Consider the following 18404-nt stretch of genomic DNA (forward strand, 5'->3'; position numbering starts at 1 on the left):
AATACTAAACGATAATCACTCGTATTACTAATATCAATTATGAAAACTGTTGTTTATCATGCGCTTTGAAGGGTTTAGAATGCGGCCTGTGCCTTATTTTGAAGAATGCAACACCATGGCCCAGTGGTATGTGATGTACACCAAGCCCCGCCAGGAAACTGTGGCGCTGGAAAACCTGCAACGCCAGAACTACAACGTGTTTTTTCCCCAGGCCCGCGTGCAAAAACGCAAGACCGGGCAGGGCACTGTGCAGGTGGTTGAACCCCTGTTTCCACGTTATATGTTTATTCAGCTGGAGGTGGGGGTGAGCGATTTTTCCAAGCTGCGCTCAACCAAAGGCTGTGTCGATTTGGTGAAGTTTGGCGGTAAGCCTTCAGTGGTGCCAATTGAACTGATCGAGTTGATTCAACATCAGCTTGATTCTGATTCCGTTCTCGATTTACTGAAGCTGAATGAGCTGGAGGTGGGGGGCGAAGTGCGTGTGGCCGAAGGACCCTTCGAAGGCATGATGGGCAAAATTGCAGCCCGAAAAAGTGATCAACGCGTGATTGTTTTGCTCAATGTGCTGGGCGCTGAACGCAGTGTGGAACTGGCCCAAAGTCAGCTGGACAAAGCCTGAACTTCACCCAATATTGATTTCAGCTTGTTCAGGAAGTACTCGGGTTCTACGGGTTTTAACATCCAGCCTTGAACCCCGACCGTTTTGGCCTCGGCCACCAAACCTTTGTCGGACAATGCGCTCATGACAATGATTGGTGTGTGTTTGGCCACATTCCGCACCCGTTTGCAAAATTCCAGGCCGCTGATGCCCGGCATGTTGATGTCCGTCACGATGAGGTCGGGCGTGCCATGGTCGACAATGTATTGCAAACCTTCTTCGGCGCTGGATGCAGTTTGGGCTTCAAACCCCGCTTGGCGGATTACTTCCGCGTACACGCTTCGAATGGACCGTGCGTCATCAAGCAACAAGACTGTTTTCATACTGATTTCCCATAACACCGAATTAGCTCCAGTGGAATGTTAAATCAGTACGAAATGTAAAAGACAACTTTTAACCAAAGTTAACCTTGGCTTACGCTGTGCTTACTTGGGGCGGTTCCAGTCGTTGATGCAACCCACCTGCACAGTGTTGCGTGTCACTGGGCCTGTTTGGGTCAATGTGCGGTTTTCGCCGGGCATGATGTAAAGCTCGGTCAGCTGTGCGCCCACCAGTACACGGCAGCGCTTGGGGTGTTCTTTGTGCTGGTTTTCAATGTAGATCACGGTTTCTTCGCAAGACTGTGTCACGTTGGCTTTGGTGGTGCCGTCCGACAAATCTTGTTGCTGTTTGCCTTCGATGTTGCACATGGTGGCCGACGTGCTGCTGTTTTCCGCGGGTTGGTCGTTGTTGGGCAATGGCGCTACAGCCACGCACGCTGCTGCAAGTGAGGAGGCCACGGCGATCAAGCCCAGGCGTGTAATGAGTTTCCCATTGATAGTCATGTTCTGTCCCTAATAAATTAAAAAGTTGGCTGATGCCTGTGATAATTGAAATACTGCCCTGACGTGCACAATTGATATTGTGACTTATTGTGTATTTTTTTAGTTCAGGTTTTATTCTAAGCAATTTACCGATCGATCATGACTTTACTTGTTACGGGTTCCGCAGGTTTTATTGGCTCGTGCTTTGTGCGCCAGCATTTTGAGCACAGCATTGAGCCTGTGGTTAGCCTGGATGCCTTAACTTATGCCGGCCATTTGAGCACACTGGGCCCAGTGCTTAAGCGACCTGAACACACATTTGTACACGCCTCTATTGGTGATGTGAATGCCGTTCGCGCCATTTTCGAACAGCACAAACCCCGCGCAGTGTTGAACTTTGCAGCAGAAAGCCATGTGGACAGATCGATTCTTGGGCCCGGTGAATTTATTGAAACCAATGTGGTTGGCACCTACCGTTTGCTGGAATGCGCACGTGAATACTGGAACAGCTTGGAAGGCGAGGCCAAGGCTGGTTTTCGGTTTTTGCATGTGAGCACCGACGAGGTTTATGGCACGCTGAAACCAGAAGACGCACCGTTTTCAGAAGCCAAGCGATACGAGCCCAACAGCCCCTATTCAGCTAGCAAAGCCGCCAGCGATCACTTGGTGCGCGCCTGGCACCACACTTATGGTTTGCCTGTGTTGACCACCAACTGCAGCAACAATTACGGGCCATATCACTTTCCGGAAAAACTGATTCCTTTGTGCATCATGAATGCCTTGAACGGAAAGCAGCTACCGGTGTATGGCGACGGCCAGCAAATTCGCGATTGGCTGTTTGTTGAAGACCACACCCGCGGCATACGCACCGTGCTTGAAAACGGCGTGCTGGGCGACACTTACAACATTGGTGGCTGGAACGAAAAAGCCAACCTCGATGTGGTGAAATTGATTTGCGCATTGCTGGATGAGCTGCAACCCCGTGCAGATGGTATTTCGTATTCAACGCAAATTGCGTTTGTCACCGACCGCCCAGGGCATGATCGCCGATACGCGATTGATGCGCGAAAAATTGAACGCGAGTTGGGGTGGAAGCCGGTTGAAACTTTCGAGACTGGCATTCGGAAAACGGTGCAGTGGTATTTGGCAAACCAGGCGTGGGTTGCAGAAGTAACCGCCGCTAGGTGATTTGTGATCTGAGCTTGAAGGTTCGCCGCTGCTGTTGGTTGCCAACTCGGCATGGGTTACTTGTGCCGCACAGAAAACCGCTTGATCCCTTTTTGAATTTATTCTTGCTCACCGAGCTCGGCAAAAGTTCGGGCCGAGTCTCGGTGTCGGCATGAAGCCGACCGCTGCGAATCAACTCAAACGGGGCGGTTTTCTCGAAGTGCGTCCCAAGCAATCCCACTGCCGAGTTGGCCTAAACCGCTACTGGCCGAATCTCCATCACCACGCAACTCACGGCTGTGTTCGGCGCCCAATCGGCGACGGTGTTTCGGTCGCCTCGCCTTCAAGAAAACCTGCCCGTTTGAATTCACCCGCCACGATCGGCCTAAGGCCGGCACCGAGACTCGGCCGTGTGTTTTGCCGAGCGAGGTGAGTCAGGGTGAATCTCAAAAAGGGAAATACAGGTTTTCTGGCGAGAGATTGAAATTCGCGCCGGGTGGGCCAAGCAAACCTGCAATCAATACGGTTAAACTATCGCAACAGTTTTCAGGAGAACTTCGCTTTGGGAATTCGCGTACTCGTGCTTGGCGCACAAGGCCAGCTTGGTCACACCATCGGACAACATGCCAAGCCTGCTTTGATGGAAACGATGGACGCCTGCATCAGCTACGGTCGCGACAAAGCCGACCTGTCCAAGCTCGACACCCTGATCAATGCGCTGAAAGATATACGCCCCGACGTAGTGATCAACGCAGCTGCCTACACCAACGTAGAAAAAGCAGAAACCGAAACTGAACTTGCACACACCATCAACGCAAAAGCGGTGGGCATTTTGGCCGAGCAATGCAAGAAGCAGGGAGTGGCCCTGGTGCACTACAGCACCGACTATGTGTTCGATGGAAAAGCCAGTCAACCCTACACCGAAACCGATGCCACCAACCCGCTGAGTGCTTACGGAAAATCGAAACTGGAAGGCGAGAAATACCTGAAAGAAGTGGGTGGCAACTGGGTGGTGTTTCGCACCAGTTGGGTGTACGGTCAGCGTGGCAATAACTTTTGCCGAACCATGATCAAGCTGGCGCAAGAGCGAGACACACTGAAGGTGGTTGACGACCAAACAGGTGCGCCAACACCCGCAAACTGGTTGGCTGAATTGGGGTTGACCGTGGCTGGTGTTGTGGCCATGCACCGCTACAAAACCATGGGCAAACTGGCACCTACTTTTCTGCCCGATTTTCCTTCTGAAATTCCCAGCGGTGAAATTTTTCACGCCAGTGCTGCAGGTGTTACCACCTGGTTTGACTATGCTTGTTTGGCCATTGAAAACGCGCACAAACAAGGCATTGTTCAACGCATGCCCAACATTGAACGTGCATCAACTTCCAGCATGAATTTCGCTGCACAACGCCCGGCTTACTCGGTATTGGACAATACAAAGTTAATGAACACCTTCCGGGTAAACCCACCAGAGTGGACGAAAGGCGTGCGCAATTTTGTGCTCAATTATTGATCAATGAATTCGCAGCACAGTACTTTTCACGGAAGCCCAAGCGCCAACCATGACCAATACCACCCACACCAGAACCAACCCCAGCGCGGTAATGCCGCTGGGTTGCTCGAAGCGGAAGTCGCGATCGAATTCACGAATAAAGGTACCCGCTGCGTCGTCGGCCAGGCCCATGGCGCCACTGACCACGGCATAAGCCAAACCAAACGCCACCAGCGCCAGGCTGACTGACCACCACAGGGTAGGGCGGCCCACTTCGGTGTCGGTGGCCCCCAGCGATTTCAACACATGCACTTCAGCCTGGTTGCGAATCAGCTGCAAACGCACGGTATTGAAGGTCACCACCAAGACCATGCCTGCAATAAGCACGGCCAAAGCCATGGCAATAATTTGTGTGCCGTTCAATACCGATTGAAGGCGGCGAACCCATTGCGCGTCGTACTGCACATGCTCTACACCTGTGAAATTTTGCCACTGGGTAATTTTATTTTCGATGGCTTGGGTGTCGGTGGTGGCGTCCACTTCAAGCACCACCACCACGGTGTAGGGCAGTGGGTTTTCAGGCAAGGCTTGCGCCAAATCGGGCGTTTGGCTTTGTGTGCGCAAACGTTCCATGGCCTGCTCGGGCGTTACGATATTCACGCTGTCCAATTCGAAATCGCGCTTCAATTGTGCGGCTGCACTTTTCACGGAATCCAGTGTGGCATCCGGTTTGAAGTACAGGCTGATTTCAGGGTCGCCCACCCAACGGTCCATGCTGGGCACAATGGCGCTTAAGCCTTGCGCGATGGTCCAGGGCATGGCCAGTGCAATCGCCAGTACCAGCGCATTGAACAGGTGGCCAAGTGGTTCATCAAGCCACAGTTTTAAACCGGCAGAAATGGAAAACCACTGCAAACGTAACCAACGCATGTGTTGTCTCTTAAAAGTGGATCAAGCCCCGTAGGCCTTGTTCAGAAAGTCTTTGGAAAAAGTTTGAACGCCTGCCTCGCGGCCACCGTTGTGCGACAAATCGGCTGGTGCGGGCAGCACCGCGCCTTCGCCCAGTTTCAGGCGATGCGTTACACGGTTAAAGCGGTGTGCCTCGTGGGTGGCCACAATAATGGTGACACCCGCGCGGTTGAATTCTTCCAGCAAGCCCACCACGCGCGCGGCCGATTCATCGTCCAGCTGGGCCGTGGGTTCATCGGCCAATACAAGGGCGGGGCGGTTCACCACGGCGCGTGCAATTTGCAAACGCAATTGTTGCCCACCCGACAGTTCACTGGGTAGCATGCGGTCGGTGTGGCTTAAGCCCACGCGGGCCAGCGCGGCTTTCACGCGGCTTTGAATGTCGGTTTCAGAAAGGCCCACTACGCGCAGGGGCAAGGCCACGTTGTCGAAGCAACTGCGGTTGTGCAGTAGTTCAACATCCATGCCGGTATAGCCCACGTTGCGGCGGTAGTGTGCGCGTTCGCGGCGATTCAGGCGCGCGATCGAGCTTTTGCCCACCAGAATGTCGCCACTGCTGGGTTGCTCAAACGTAGCCAGCAAGCGAAGTATTGAGCTTTTACCCGCGCCAGAATGGCCTTCGAGAAGGGTGAAGGAACCCTTGGGCAACTGAAAATTCACGCCCTTCAAGGCGGCGTGGGTGCCGTACTTCAAGGTGACGTTTTTGAATTGGATCATGCGGTTTGGTTTCCATCAGTATCAATACCCACCAGCGCATTGGCAAATTCACGGGGGCTGAAAGGGCGCAGGTCGCCCATTTTTTCACCCACACCGATAAAGGCCACGGGTACGCGGGTGCTCATGCTCATGGCTGCCAAAATGCCGCCTTTGGCAGTGCCGTCAAGCTTGGTGACCACCAGGGCGGTCAGTGTAAGTGCATCGTTGAAGGCCTTGATTTGCTGCAGGGCGTTCTGGCCGTTGGTGGCATCCACGACCAGCACAATTTCATGCGGTGCATCCATCTTGGCTTTGCCCAGTACTTTCTTGATTTTTTTCAGCTCTTCCATGAGGTGAAGCTGCGTGGGCAGGCGGCCAGCGGTGTCGCAAATCACAATGTGTTTGTTGCGCGAAATACCCGCCTGTACTGAATCGAAGGCCACTGCGCCGGGATCGCTGCCCTCTGCGGAAATGACGTCTACATTGCTGCGTTGGGCCCACACATCCAGTTGTTCGCGGGCTGCGGCACGAAAGGTGTCGCCAGCTGCCAACAGAACGGAGTAACCGATTTCAGCATAGTGGTTGGCCAGTTTGCCGATGCTGGTGGTTTTGCCTGCACCGTTGACACCCACCACCATCATGATCAAGGGGCGGGCACGGTCCACGCCCATGCTGGTTTCCAGGGGGCGCAGCAGGTCGAATACCGCATCGCGCAGCACCAAGCGTACGTCTTCAGGCCGGGTCAGGCCTTTCTGGTACACCGTGTCGCGCACTTTCTGCATTAGCAGTTCAGTGGCGGGCAAGCCGCAATCGGCCAGCAGCAGGCGTTCTTCCATTTCTTCGAAAAAGGCTTCGTCGACCTTTTCGCCGGTGAACATGGAGGTAAGGCCGGAACGGGTTTTGGTCAAACCCGATTTCAAACGACCAAGCCAGTCCTGTCTCTGCCCAGGAATCTGCATGTAAAACTCCAATTGAGGAAACTAAGCGGTGCGAACGACTGTCACACAGCGAGATGTTGAATGACTTATTCTACCATTGAGCTTAAAACGGACGTTTGCTGTAAAAGGTGTCTTGAATGATAAAAACAGGTTTTCAACTGAATCGGCGTTGGGCAGCACTGGCTGCAGGCGCTTTGCTGATTGCAAGTACGCAATTGCTGATGGTTAACGCTGCGTCTGCGGCCGACGGCGATGTGACTGAGTACAAACTGAACAATGGCTTGCGTGTGGTGGTGAAGGAAGATCACCGTTCACCCACCGTGGCGCACATGGTGTGGTACAAGGCCGGCTCGATGGATGAGTACAACGGCACCACCGGTGTGGCCCACGTGCTTGAGCACATGATGTTCAAGGAAACAAAAAACCTGAAGGTGGGTGAGTTTTCCGAAACTGTGGCTGCGCTGGGTGGGCGCGACAATGCGTTCACCAGCCGCGATTACACGGCTTATTTTCAGCAGCTTCAGGCCAAAGACCTTGGCAAAGTGATGGCACTTGAAGCCGACCGCATGGCCAATCTTATTCTCAGCGAAAGCGAGTTTGAAAAAGAGATCAAGGTGGTGATGGAGGAGCGCCGTTACCGCACCGATGACCAGGCCACCGGTAAGCTTTATGAAGCGTTCATGGCCACGGCTTTTCAAGCCAACCCCACGCGCACGCCAGTGATTGGCTGGATGAGTGACCTGGAAGCCATGACCTACAAAGACGCGCGCAAGTGGTACGACACTTGGTACACGCCGCAAAATGCAGTGCTGGTGGTGGTGGGCGATGTGCAGCCCGCGCAAGTAAAAGCCATGGCTGAGAAAACCTACGGCAAGGTAAAACCCAAGAAGCTTGAAGAACGCAAACCGCAAGAAGAGCCCAAACAAGAGGGCATACGCCGTGTACAGGTAAAGGCACCAGCGGAGAACCCTTACCTGATTATGGGTTTCAAGGTACCGAAGCTGGAAAATGTTCTGAAAGACCGCGATGCCTATTCACTGGCTGTGCTCAGTGCGGTCTTGGATGGTTATTCCGGTGCGCGTTTGAATCGTGAGCTGGTACAAAATCAGAAAGTGGCTTTGCAGGCCGGTGCCAGTTATGACATGACAGGCCGTGGCCCCTCGCTGTTTTACCTCGATGGTGCGCCCGCCCCCGGCCAAACCGTGGAGGCGCTGGAAAAGGCTTTGCTGGCTCAGGTTAAAAAGGTGGCTGATGAGGGTGTGAGCGACGCTGAACTGGCCCGTGTGAAAGCCCAGTTGATTGCCAGCCAGGTGTACAAGCGGGATTCCGTGTACGGGCAGGCAGTTGAAATTGGCCAGAACCTGACCATTGGTTTTGAGGTGGGCGACATTGACCGAATGATTGAACAAATTAAAACCGTGACCGCTCAGGAAGTGCAATACGCCGCGCAGAAATTTTTTGACCAAGACCAGTTGACCGTGGGTACCTTGTTCCCGCTGCCGATTGACCCCAACAAGAAAGATGCGCCGCCCAAGGGCCTCAGCCACTAATGAGTCATTAATAGGCCACTAAGCAGGAAACAGAATATGTTGAGTAGCAAAAACAAAGTATTCATTCGCGGCCTGTTTGCCGCTGGTGCCACCGCAGCCGCTGTGTTTGCAGCACCAGCCAACGCCGCCTTGCCGATTGAAAGCTGGACCGCAGCCAGCGGTGCGAAAGTGATGTTTATGCGCGCTGAAGCGCTGCCCATGCTGGATGTGCGCGTGGACTTTCCCGCGGGCAGCCGCGCAGACCCCAAGGGCAAAGAGGGCCTGGCCAGTGCAACCGGTGACATGATTGGTCGCGGTGCAGAAGGCCTTTCCGAGAACGACATTGCCGATGGCTTTGCTGACACCGGCGCGCAGTTTTCCGGCGGTGCCAGTAGCGATTCCGCAGGGGTGCAATTGCGTACCTTGACCTCCGAGCCCGAGTTTTCAAAAGCCATTTCCCTGATGAAAACCGTGCTGCAAAAGCCAGTGTTTAATGCAGAAATTTTGGCGCGTGAAACAGCGCGCAGTGTGGCTGGCCTGAAAGAGGCTTTGACCAAGCCCGACACCTTGGCGGACCGTGCATTTGCTACAGCGCTTTACCCCAATCACCCTTACGGCACGCACACCACAGAAGCCAGCCTGAAAGCCATTACCCTGAATGATGTTGAGCAGTTTTACAAAACCCGTTACCTGGGCAACAAGGCAGTGGTTTCACTGGTAGGCAATATTACCCGCGCACAAGCGGAGCAACTTGCCAATGAGTTGACCGCAGGTTTGCCCAAGGGTGAGCTACAAGGTAACCCCTTGGGCGGCACCGACTACCAAGAACTGCAGGCGGCCATGAAAGGCCAAACCATTCAAATTGATCACCCCGCTGCGCAAAGCCACATTTTGATGGGGCTGCCCGCCATGCGCCGTGGCGCACCCGATTACTTCGATTTGCTGGTGGCCAATCACATTCTGGGTGGCGGTGGTTTTGTGTCGCGCCTGATGGATGAAATTCGCGAGAAGCGTGGCTTGGCCTACAGCGCCTATTCTTACTTCATGCCGGCGGGCGATGCAGGCCCATTCCAGGCGGGCGTGCAAACCAAAAAAGAGTCCACTGCCCAAGCCGTGCAAATTATGCGGAAAACCATTCTTGATTTTATCGAGAAGGGCCCAACACAGGCCGAACTGAACGCCGCCAAACAAAACCTGGTGGGCGGCTTCCCCTTGCGGATCGACAGCAATGGCAAGTTGCTGGGCAATATTTCAATGATGGGCTTGCACAACATGCCTTTGGATTACCTGGACAACTGGACTGCCGAGATTGAGAAGGTCACCGTTCAAAGCGCGCGCGAGGCATTTGCCAAGCATGTGAAAGCGGACAAATTGGTGACCGTGGTGGTGGGCGGAAAGGTTGAGTAATCAGCTTAATAAGCTCCGAATCATTGGCGGCGCGTGGCGCAGGCACTTGCTGCCCATAGCGCCAGTGGAGGGGCTGCGGCCCACACCCGACCGGGTTCGTGAAACCGTGTTCAACTGGCTTGGGCAAGACTGCACGGGCATGCAAGTGCTCGACTTGTACGCAGGCACAGGTGCCTTGGGATTTGAGGCGGCCTCGCGCGGGGCCAGCAATGTGGTGCTTGTGGAGCAGAACCGCCAGGTGGTTGCCCAGTTGCAGGAGAACAAATCCTACCTGCTGTCGAAATGGCCTGCGGCCGAGGGGGGCAAGCCGCCCTCCATTCAAATTGAAGCCAATGATGTGCTTGCTTGTCTGAAACGTTTGGCCAGCGCGGGCAAGCAATTCGACCTGGTGGCGCTCGACCCGCCCTTTCGAAGCGATTTGATGCAGGCCACCTTGCCCTTGATCAAGGCAGTATTGAAACCCAGCGGCTTGGTGTACGCTGAATGGCATGAAAACATGCTGGCCGATGAAGCCGCACTGTGCAAGGCGTTGAATGTTCAAGAAATTGATGCTTTGCGGCATTTAAAAGCAGGCCAAGTGCATGCCCATTTGTTTGCCCTGCCTGCTGTGTGATACAAAGCGGGGATAGAGCAGTATCACGCGAATAAAACCCTTTGATATGGAGATCAGCGATGCGCATTGCTGTATATCCCGGAACATTCGACCCGCTAACCCGTGGTCATGAAGATTTGGTGCGCCGCGGCGCGAAGATTTTCGACAAGTTGGTTGTGGGCGTGGCCGACAGCCCCAACAAGAAACCTTTCTTTTCCATGGACGAGCGCGTGCAAATTGCGCGCGAAGTGCTTAGCCACTACCCCAATGTTGAAGTGAAAGGTTTTCGTGGTTTGCTGAAAGACTTTGTGCGCGAGAACAACGCCAATGTGATTATTCGCGGTTTGCGTGCTGTGAGCGATTTTGAGTACGAGTTTCAAATGGCGGGCATGAATCGCTATTTGCTGCCCGATGTGGAAACCATGTTCCTGACGCCTTCGGATCAGTACCAGTTCATTTCCGGCACCATTGTGCGTGAAATTGCCTCACTGGGTGGCGACGTTAGCAAGTTTGTGTTTCCTTCGGTTGAACATTGGTTGAACCAGAAGCTGGGCTTGACCCCGCCGCAGGTGATCAACAAGTAAAGTGAACGTATGGCTTTAATCATCACCGATGAATGCATTAACTGCGACGTGTGCGAGCCCGAGTGCCCGAACGGCGCGATCAGCATGGGTGAAGAAATTTATGAAATAGACCCCGGTAAATGCACCGAGTGCGTGGGGCATTTCGACGAGCCGCAATGCGTGGTGGTGTGCCCGGTTGAATGCATTCCCAAAGACCCGGCCCACCCCGACACCCGGCAGCAATTGCTGGGCAAGTTTTTCAAACTACACCCCGACAAAACGCCTTATTTGCCTGCAGCTTCGGCCGCAGCGTCCAAACCAGCGCCCACTGAGGGTTGTTGAACCGGGCACAACACCAGGCTTGAGTTTTCTTGCGGGTGTTGATTCAGCACCCGGAACCAGCCTTCCTGCCAGGCCCAATACGGCTGGTCTTCCCGAATTGCAGTTTCATCTGCGTCGCAATTCAATTCACGTACCTGTGCTTCAGCGGGAATGCCTTCGCTGCCACGTATGGTCTCGGGTTGTAACTCCAGCAAGCCTTCTGATGCGGCGTAATTCATGTTGAATGTCCAGGCCTGGGCATCCTCATGGGTGTAGGTCCATTCGGCTTTGTTTAGTGTCCAGTTTTGCGCGGGCAAGCCACCCTCAAATTGTTGGGCAGAAAATGCAGCCTGGTGTGTTTCGGGCAAGTCGTCACGCCGAACATAGGTGCGCAGGTTTTCACCGTTGAGTTTGATGAAAGGCGCGCCTTCGCCGTTGTTGGTTTGCGCTAGGCGCAACACTAGAAGGTCTTGCTCGGCACTGCCTGTCCACGGAAAACCGTTCCATTGGCCATCAATGTCGACTTTCAATTGTTTAAGCGAAACTTCGCGCATGGGGCCCGCTTCGGTTTGCGCATTCATGGCGATATACAGCTCGTTGTTTTCTTGTGGGGTTTTGATACCCACGCGCCAACCCAGGTTGAATTGATTGTCTGGAGTGCTGTTGCCAACTTTAAACTTGAACTGCTCAAGTTTGCCACTCAGCACTTGCTGGGCTTCGGGGTTGTTCACCGTGAACTGCGCCTGCTCCAGTTCCAGTGTATTCAAGGCAAGTTCAGGTGTAAAAAAACCGGGGTTGGCCACCTGTGTGCTCGCCCAGCCGCGAGCCACCAAGGCCACTGGCAACACAGGTATGCACGACAAACTGATACTGCCACAATCGGCTTGTCTGCTGGCGTCTACCGCCAATCCTTTGACAGCAATCGCCTTGATTTGCAGACGCCCCTGTTGGACCGATTCAATGGCATCCATGCCAAATCGCAGCAGTGCGATTTTGACATTCTCTTGGCGATTGGGGGCATCGATTTCAATTTCTGAAATGATGAGTTGCGGTTTCAGCGACAAGGCGAGCACCACTCGCTTGACCTGAATGGTTTGATCCGGATATTGGTTCTGGATGGTTTGAAGGCGTGGCTCCCAGAGGAATCGGGGCACTATTACACCGTGGCTTAGCACCACACCAATTGCAATCAGGATCAGTGCGAAGATAGACCACTTCAGGGCTTTGGACATGACTGGGTGCTGCGAGTGAATACTGGCATTACCGTAGCACAAAAAGACGACAAGCAAAAAACAAGGCCCCGAAGGGCCTTTGCTTAGTGGTTCAGTTACACGCTGATTTACACATTGAACAGGAAGTTCAGTACGTCACCGTCTTTCACCACATATTCCTTGCCTTCAGCGCGCATTTTTCCAGCTTCCTTGGCACCGTTTTCGCCTTTGAACTGAATGTAGTCATCAAACGCAATGGTTTGGGCGCGAATAAAACCACGCTCAAAATCGGTGTGAATCACGCCAGCCGCTTTGGGTGCAGTGTCGCCAATTTTGATGGTCCATGCACGCACTTCCTTGGGGCCAGCGGTGAAGTAGGTTTGCAAACCCAGCAATTTGAAGCCGGCGCGAATCACGCGGTTCAGGCCAGGTTCGGTCATGCCCATGTCGGCCAGAAATTCCATTTTGTCCGCGTCTTCCAGATCGGCAATTTCGGCTTCAATGGCGGCACACACAGCCACCACAGGCGCATTCTGTTTGGCGGCGTATTCTTGCAAACGTTCCAGGAACGGGTTGTTCTCGAAACCATCTTCGGCCACGTTGGCCACGTACATCGCGGGTTTTGCGGTGATCAAGCCGAAGCTTTTGATGGCAAACAGTTCTTCTTCGTCCAGGCCTAAGGCACGTACGGGTTTGGCTTCGTTCAGCTGGGCTTCACAACGCTGCAAAATTGCGAGCAACTTGGCGGCTTCCTTGTCGTTGGCACGGGCCTGTTTGGCATAACGGTGCACTGCCTTTTCAACCGTGCCCATGTCGGCCAAGCACAATTCTGTTTCAATGGTCTCAATGTCGGAAAGGGGATCAACGCGGCCATTCACGTGAATGACATTGTCGTCTTCGAAACAACGCACCACGTTCACAATCGCATCGGTTTCGCGAATGTGGGCCAGGAACTGGTTGCCCAAACCTTCGCCTTTCGAAGCACCAGCCACCAGGCCAGCAATGTCCACAAATTCAACGGTGGCGGGCAAAATGCGCTCGGGCTTTACAACATCAGCCAGCTGTTGTAAGCGTGCATCGGGTACTTCGACCATACCTACGTTGGGTTCAATGGTGCAGAAGGGATAGTTTTCTGCAGCAATGCCCGCTTTGGTCAGCGCGTTGAACAGGGTAGATTTACCGACGTTGGGAAGGCCAACGATGCCGCATTTGAGAGTCATGAGAATTCGCTAAGTGCTTAATTGAATGGGGTGAATTGTACCGCGCCTAGCGATTCACGTTGCCTAGCCATGTTGAAAAGTCTTCAGCCATGCGCTCGCTTTCGCGAATTGCGGCCTGCCACAGCGGTATGCGAATACGGTGATCAAATTTGTAACGCCTGAAATCGCTTCGGTCGGGAATTTTTTTCGCAGGCAAGCGCTTCACAAACTCCGGAGAAGGACACACCAGAATCACATTGCTCATCCACTCGGGTTTGGCTTTGCGCACTTTTAAAAACTTGTCGAGCCAACCCGGTGTAACCGTGGGCGCGAAGTGGGGGTACAGCACCAGGCCATCGAGTCGGTGGTAGGGCAGGGCCAGGTGGTAGTCGGTCAGGCCGCCGTCCCAGAATGGGCCTTCGTGGTATTTCACCTCGGGGTGATCTTCGCGCAGCGCATGCGCAATTTTATGCACTGGGTTCAGCACAAAGGGAATGCTGCCACTGGCCAGCAAGGCGTCGTGAATATTCAGCGCGTCCAGGTCTTCAATTCGGGTGGGAATGCGGTCGAAGGTTTGCTTTAACCAATCAGTATGGGCACCCGGGCTTTGAAACACCCAGCGCTCAAAATAGGTCGCCAATTTGTTGCGGTTCACGCTGTTGGCCACCACCGCGCTTGCAAAACCCCGTACACGTGCACGTTGTTGTTGGGCATGCGCATAATGCAGAGGGGTCAGCCCCTTGTTCACCCACACCAGCAGTTCTTTGCCCGTGGGTTTCACCATGTGTTGCGCTTCGTCGGCCACCACGGCTTGTACCATGGCTTGGCACACACGGCTTATTTCATGGCGGTCAACGCCCTTGCTGTAGTCTTGCGCCTCAACATATTGTTGGGCAAGGCGCTTCAAAGTGGCGGCAGGGTTGCTGCTTGCTGCGGCAGCCATGCGCCAGGCACCGATGGATGCACCAATCAACTGCAAGGGTTTGACACCCTTGGCCGCGCGGGTTTGAAGGTGGTCGGCGCCCAGCCAGTCGTTGAACAAATACTGGTCAAGCCCCTGCAAAATCAATCCTTTGGGTCCACCTGCTGCGGCGGGTATGGCGCAAATGTCTTCAGGCTTCAGACCTTTGTTGGCAATGTGCGCTTTGGCGCGGTCGCCCAAAATGATTTGTATGCTGCTTCTCATGCGCACTCCGTGTGAATGTGCGTGGTGGCCTGGCCAATTTGACCCTTCAAAATCAGCTCGGTGTGTTTCAGCAGCACATCGATGGATTTGTCGATCACCTGCTGCTGTTCGCTGCTTGGGCGGTGCAATACGAAGTCGGCCACGCCCTGTTGCAAGTTAAGGCTGCGTGGGTGCCCAATGCCAATGCGTGCGCGCCAAAAGTCACCGCTGCCCAGGTGGGCATGCATATCCTTCAGGCCATTGTGCCCAGCAAAGCCGCCGCCTTTTTTCATTTTGATTTGACCGGGCAACAAATCAAGTTCGTCGTGCGCGACCAGAATTTCCTCGGGCTTGATCTTGAAGAACTTGGCGAGTGCCCCAACCGCTTGCCCCGACCGGTTCATGAACGTGGTGGGGAACAGCAGCCACACGTCTTCACCCGCAAACTTGATGCGCGCCAGGTCACCAAAAAAACGCTTGTCGCTTTGCAAAAACACATTGTGTTTGCGTGCAAGCGCTTCCAGATACCACACGCCCGCGTTGTGGCGCGTGTCCGCGTATTGTGGGCCGGGGTTGCCCAAGCCGACGATCAATTTAATGGGGATGTTGCTGGACATGAAGAAAATACAGCCCGTGTGAGTCACAAGGCTGTATTTTGGCTGAAAATCGATGCTCAAACCACCTACCCAGTCATTCAGGACTTGGATAAAATGCTGATCACTCATTCTTGGGAGAGACGATGTTGAATGTGATCCAGTGCGTTCGCAGTTGTGCCGTGGTGATGCTGTGTTTGAGCCTGACAGCTTGCGCTGGATTCCGGGCGGGAGTGGAAAGCATTGCCTACATTGGCTCTCCAGACGATCTGCCAACCAAGCCCGGCCCAAGTTTCCAATCGCGTCACAACCTGGATTGGAACGATGTACAGCTGTCAGTTGAATTGAATAATAAGCTGCAAACACGCGACCACACTGTGATGTTGTTTGTGGTCCCCACGACCATTGACCCTTTTGACAAATTCATCGGTGCCAAAGACACCAATAAGCTGGTGGCTTACGTGGAAATGAGGTCAATGAACCCAAAGCTGTCGTTTGACCCCGCAAAGGTCAGTTTTTTGATCAACGGTCAGCCTCATGCACCGGTAAAGGTGTCTGAACATGCAAGGTGGGGCGACGATGGTCGAGTGAACAACCTGACTGGCAAATGGGGCTACAGGGAGGTAACCGGGGCTCGTAGTCTTCAAGATCCTCTGCACAATTACTCGTTCAGAATCGAATTCGACCTGGACCGACCTTCGCCGAGAGAAGAAAACTTTCTGCTGGATTTAAGTCAGGCGTTGCGGTCACCCGGCGGTGAACCGGGCCCTGTTGTCAAGTTCAAAGCAGTGCCTTGGAAACAGGGATACACCTGATCAAATTGCAGCAGCTTTTGTGGCCGCTGTTTGATCAACCCTGCGCCATGCACTTACCAGCGCCATGAGGCTTGCGGTGGTGATGTTGTCGTGAAAGCCCACGCCAAATTTGCTGCCTGGCACATTCGGTACACTCACCTCGATAATCGCCATGGCCTTGGATTTGGCGCCCTGGCCAACGCTGCGTTCTTCAAACCCGACAATGTCCATGGGTATCCCCAATGCTTGCACGGCAGCGTCCAGCGGGCCGTTGCCCACGCCTTCAAGGCGAACTGTTTCACCGTGCTGTTCTACCGTCATTTCAATGCCCTGACCACCTTCAGCATCAAATACTTTGTGGCTGATATAGCGCGGCTGGCTTTCGTCATTTTGCAAATAGGTTTGTTCGAACAAGGCCCACAGTGCGGGCGAAGTCATTTCCGCTGCGGTGCTGTCGCTGACCTTTTGCACCACGCTTGAAAATTCCACCTGCATGCGCCGTGGCATGACCACGCCATGTTCGCGTTCAAGAATGTAGGCAATGCCACCTTTGCCAGATTGGCTGTTCACGCGGATCACGCTGTCATAGGTTCGACCCACATCTACAGGGTCAATCGGCAAGTAGGGTACTTCCCAAATGGCATCGGGCTTTTGAATGTCGAAGCCTTTCTTAATGGCATCCTGGTGCGAACCAGAAAATGCGGTGTACACCAAATCGCCTACATACGGGTGGCGTGGGTGAATGGGCAGTTGCGTGCAACTTTCCACCACGCGGGCCACGGCATTGATGTCTGAAAAATCAAGGTTGGGGTGCACGCCTTGGGTGTACATGTTCAAGGCCAGGGTCACAATATCTACGTTGCCACAGCGCTCGCCGTTGCCGAACAGGCAACCTTCCACGCGTTGTGCGCCGGCCATCATCGCCAGTTCGGCGGTGGCCACGCCCGTGCCGCGGTCGTTGTGGGGGTGCACGGAAAGCACCACATGTTCACGTCGATTTAAATGCCTATCCATCCATTCAATTTGATCGGCGAACACATTGGGTGTGCTCCATTCCACCGTGGTGGGCAGGTTGATGATGATCTTTCTACCTGGCCCGGCTTCCCAGGCTTCAATGGCGGTGTTGCAGGCCTGCAAGGCCACATCCAGTTCGGTCATGTTGAAGCATTCGGGCGAGTACTGTAAAACCCATTGTGTTTCGGGGTGTGCGTCAGTGAGTTCTTTCACCTTTTGCACACGTTTTTTTACCATGTCGATGACTTCAGGCACAGTCATGCGGAACACCGTATTTCTCCACACGGGTGCGGTGGAGTTGTAGATGTGGACGATGGCGCTTTTGGCACCAATCACCGATTCCACTGTTCGCTCGATGAGATCATCACGAGCCTGGGTCATGACCATGGGGGTAACGTCTTCCGGAATCAAATCATTGTTGATCAAATGCCGAACCACGTCGAAGTCGATTTGCGAAGCGGCAGGAAAGCCCACCTCAATTTCCTTGAAACCAATGCGCACCAATTCCTTGAAGAAATCCAGTTTGGTGGCCACGCTCATGGGTTCAAAAATCGCTTGGTTGCCGTCGCGCAAATCGGTACTTAACCAGATTGGCGCATTCTCAATGGCCTTGTTGGGCCATGTTCTGTCGGGCAGGTCCACTTTGTAAGCGGGGCGATATTTGTTGGCGGGGTTCTTCAACATGCTGCGTTGGCCTGAAAGGTGAATCGATGAAGACCAGTGTAGGCGCTTCACTGCGAAATAAGATTGCGTTTATTGCTTGGTTATTTGAATTAATTGGCAGATAATTGCGTATGAATTGATGAATTGAGCATTAAAAGCGAAATGCAAGAACTTGACCGCTATGACAAGCGAATTTTGACCCTGCTGCAAAGTGATGGGCGAATGAGCAACCAGGACCTGGCCGATGCCATTGGCTTGTCGCCTTCACCGTGTTTGCGCCGCGTGAAAGCGCTTGAGGACGCGGGCCTGATCACCGGTTACCGCGCATTGGTCGATTCAAAAAAACTGGGCTACAGCTTGATGGCCTTGATTTATATTTCCATGGATCAACACACCCCTGAACGCTTTGCCAGTTTTGAGGGCGCCATTGCCGCCATTCCCGAGGTGCTGGAATGTTTGCTGATTACCGGGCAACAGGCCGATTACCAATTGAAGGTGATAGTGGCCGACATGGACGGCTACCAGAATTTGCTGCTGAATAAAATTACCCGCATCAAAGGGGTAACTGGCGTGCACACCAGCTTTGTGTTGCGCCGGGTGGTGGACAAAACTGAAGTACCAGTGGGCTAGCGT

General features: G+C 53.7%; 20 protein-coding genes. 10 read left to right on the forward strand and 10 right to left on the reverse strand.

Annotated elements, in window-relative coordinates; all coding sequences use genetic code 11:
* Nucleotides 1–79: 79 nt before the first annotated feature.
* Nucleotides 80–619 (forward strand): transcriptional activator RfaH, encoded by a 540-nt coding sequence (locus LMED105_RS02170; RefSeq protein WP_008247772.1) that lies wholly within the window; start codon nucleotides 80–82, stop codon nucleotides 617–619.
* On the opposite strand, the gene LMED105_RS02175 is transcribed toward LMED105_RS02170, so the two are convergent.
* Nucleotides 601–981 (reverse strand): response regulator transcription factor, encoded by a 381-nt coding sequence (locus tag LMED105_RS02175; RefSeq protein WP_008247775.1) that lies wholly within the window; start codon nucleotides 979–981, stop codon nucleotides 601–603. The two genes, LMED105_RS02170 and LMED105_RS02175, sit on opposite strands and share 19 nt — an antisense overlap.
* A 102-nt stretch (nucleotides 982–1083) precedes the next feature.
* Nucleotides 1084–1482 (reverse strand): hypothetical protein, encoded by a 399-nt coding sequence (locus LMED105_RS02180; protein WP_008247778.1) that lies wholly within the window; start codon nucleotides 1480–1482, stop codon nucleotides 1084–1086.
* A gap of 138 nt (nucleotides 1483–1620) precedes the next feature.
* Here LMED105_RS02180 and rfbB point away from each other — a divergent pair, with 138 nt between their 5' ends.
* Entirely contained in the window at nucleotides 1621–2649 is a 1029-nt protein-coding gene (rfbB, locus tag LMED105_RS02185) for a dTDP-glucose 4,6-dehydratase (protein WP_008247781.1), read from the forward strand.
* Nucleotides 2650–3190: 541 nt separating this feature from the next.
* Nucleotides 3191–4138, forward strand: coding sequence for a dTDP-4-dehydrorhamnose reductase (gene rfbD, locus LMED105_RS02190; RefSeq protein WP_198006774.1), 948 nt, complete (start codon nucleotides 3191–3193; stop codon nucleotides 4136–4138).
* Here the strand turns inward: rfbD and LMED105_RS02195 are convergent, their stop codons facing one another.
* From LMED105_RS02195 to ftsY, 3 genes are read right to left on the reverse strand one after another with little or no spacing between them, the layout of a single operon-like run.
* On the reverse strand, nucleotides 4139–5047 hold the full coding sequence (locus LMED105_RS02195) for an ABC transporter permease (protein WP_008247786.1): 909 nt from the start codon (nucleotides 5045–5047) through the stop codon (nucleotides 4139–4141). It lies immediately after the preceding gene.
* Between the two features lie 21 nt (nucleotides 5048–5068).
* Complete coding sequence (locus LMED105_RS02200; protein WP_008247789.1) at nucleotides 5069–5803, reverse strand: cell division ATP-binding protein FtsE; 735 nt, start codon at nucleotides 5801–5803, stop codon at nucleotides 5069–5071.
* Nucleotides 5800–6741 (reverse strand): signal recognition particle-docking protein FtsY, encoded by a 942-nt coding sequence (gene ftsY, locus LMED105_RS02205; RefSeq protein WP_008247791.1) that lies wholly within the window; start codon nucleotides 6739–6741, stop codon nucleotides 5800–5802. Before ftsY ends, LMED105_RS02200 begins: the two co-directional genes overlap by 4 nt.
* A gap of 116 nt (nucleotides 6742–6857) precedes the next feature.
* Between ftsY and LMED105_RS02210 the strand changes: the two genes are divergently transcribed.
* The 5 genes from LMED105_RS02210 to LMED105_RS16600 are packed head-to-tail and all read left to right on the forward strand — an operon-like array spanning nucleotide 6858 to nucleotide 11153.
* Entirely contained in the window at nucleotides 6858–8270 is a 1413-nt protein-coding gene (locus LMED105_RS02210) for a pitrilysin family protein (protein ID WP_008247794.1), read from the forward strand.
* A 36-nt stretch (nucleotides 8271–8306) separates the two neighbouring features.
* Nucleotides 8307–9656, forward strand: coding sequence for a pitrilysin family protein (locus LMED105_RS02215; protein ID WP_008247796.1), 1350 nt, complete (start codon nucleotides 8307–8309; stop codon nucleotides 9654–9656).
* Entirely contained in the window at nucleotides 9649–10269 is a 621-nt protein-coding gene (rsmD, locus tag LMED105_RS02220; RefSeq protein ID WP_083797066.1) for a 16S rRNA (guanine(966)-N(2))-methyltransferase RsmD, read from the forward strand. The genes LMED105_RS02215 and rsmD overlap by 8 nt, the downstream gene beginning before the upstream one ends.
* Nucleotides 10270–10328: 59 nt before the next feature.
* Nucleotides 10329–10832, forward strand: a complete 504-nt coding sequence (gene coaD / locus LMED105_RS02225; protein WP_008247800.1) for a pantetheine-phosphate adenylyltransferase — start codon at nucleotides 10329–10331, stop codon at nucleotides 10830–10832.
* A gap of 9 nt (nucleotides 10833–10841) precedes the next feature.
* Nucleotides 10842–11153: a YfhL family 4Fe-4S dicluster ferredoxin gene (locus tag LMED105_RS16600; protein ID WP_008247801.1), complete on the forward strand. Its 312-nt coding sequence runs from the start codon at nucleotides 10842–10844 to the stop codon at nucleotides 11151–11153.
* Here LMED105_RS16600 and LMED105_RS02235 read toward each other — a convergent pair.
* The 4 genes from LMED105_RS02235 to pth all read right to left on the reverse strand — a co-directional run bounded on the left by LMED105_RS02235 (nucleotide 11096) and on the right by pth (nucleotide 15324).
* Nucleotides 11096–12364, reverse strand: coding sequence for a hypothetical protein (locus tag LMED105_RS02235; protein ID WP_008247803.1), 1269 nt, complete (start codon nucleotides 12362–12364; stop codon nucleotides 11096–11098). The two genes, LMED105_RS16600 and LMED105_RS02235, sit on opposite strands and share 58 nt — an antisense overlap.
* A 107-nt stretch (nucleotides 12365–12471) precedes the next feature.
* Nucleotides 12472–13563 carry a redox-regulated ATPase YchF gene (gene ychF, locus LMED105_RS02240; RefSeq protein ID WP_008247804.1) on the reverse strand — a complete coding sequence of 364 codons (1092 nt, stop codon included), beginning with the start codon at nucleotides 13561–13563 and terminating at the stop codon, nucleotides 12472–12474.
* Nucleotides 13564–13609: 46 nt separating this feature from the next.
* Nucleotides 13610–14728: a patatin-like phospholipase family protein gene (locus LMED105_RS02245; RefSeq protein WP_008247805.1), complete on the reverse strand. Its 1119-nt coding sequence runs from the start codon at nucleotides 14726–14728 to the stop codon at nucleotides 13610–13612.
* Complete coding sequence (gene pth / locus LMED105_RS02250; RefSeq protein WP_040512227.1) at nucleotides 14725–15324, reverse strand: aminoacyl-tRNA hydrolase; 600 nt, start codon at nucleotides 15322–15324, stop codon at nucleotides 14725–14727. Before pth ends, LMED105_RS02245 begins: the two co-directional genes overlap by 4 nt.
* A gap of 122 nt (nucleotides 15325–15446) precedes the next feature.
* Between pth and LMED105_RS02255 the strand changes: the two genes are divergently transcribed.
* Nucleotides 15447–16115, forward strand: a complete 669-nt coding sequence (locus tag LMED105_RS02255) for a hypothetical protein (RefSeq protein ID WP_008247808.1) — start codon at nucleotides 15447–15449, stop codon at nucleotides 16113–16115.
* On the opposite strand, the gene leuA is transcribed toward LMED105_RS02255, so the two are convergent.
* Entirely contained in the window at nucleotides 16116–17792 is a 1677-nt protein-coding gene (leuA, locus tag LMED105_RS02260; protein ID WP_008247810.1) for a 2-isopropylmalate synthase, read from the reverse strand.
* Nucleotides 17793–17933: 141 nt separating this feature from the next.
* Here leuA and LMED105_RS02265 point away from each other — a divergent pair, with 141 nt between their 5' ends.
* Nucleotides 17934–18401, forward strand: coding sequence for an Lrp/AsnC family transcriptional regulator (locus LMED105_RS02265; protein ID WP_040512228.1), 468 nt, complete (start codon nucleotides 17934–17936; stop codon nucleotides 18399–18401).
* The last annotated feature ends 3 nt before the right edge of the window (nucleotides 18402–18404 follow it).

It is taken from the genome of Limnobacter sp. MED105, from assembly GCF_000170915.1.
GTDB lineage: Bacteria > Pseudomonadota > Gammaproteobacteria > Burkholderiales > Burkholderiaceae_B > Limnobacter.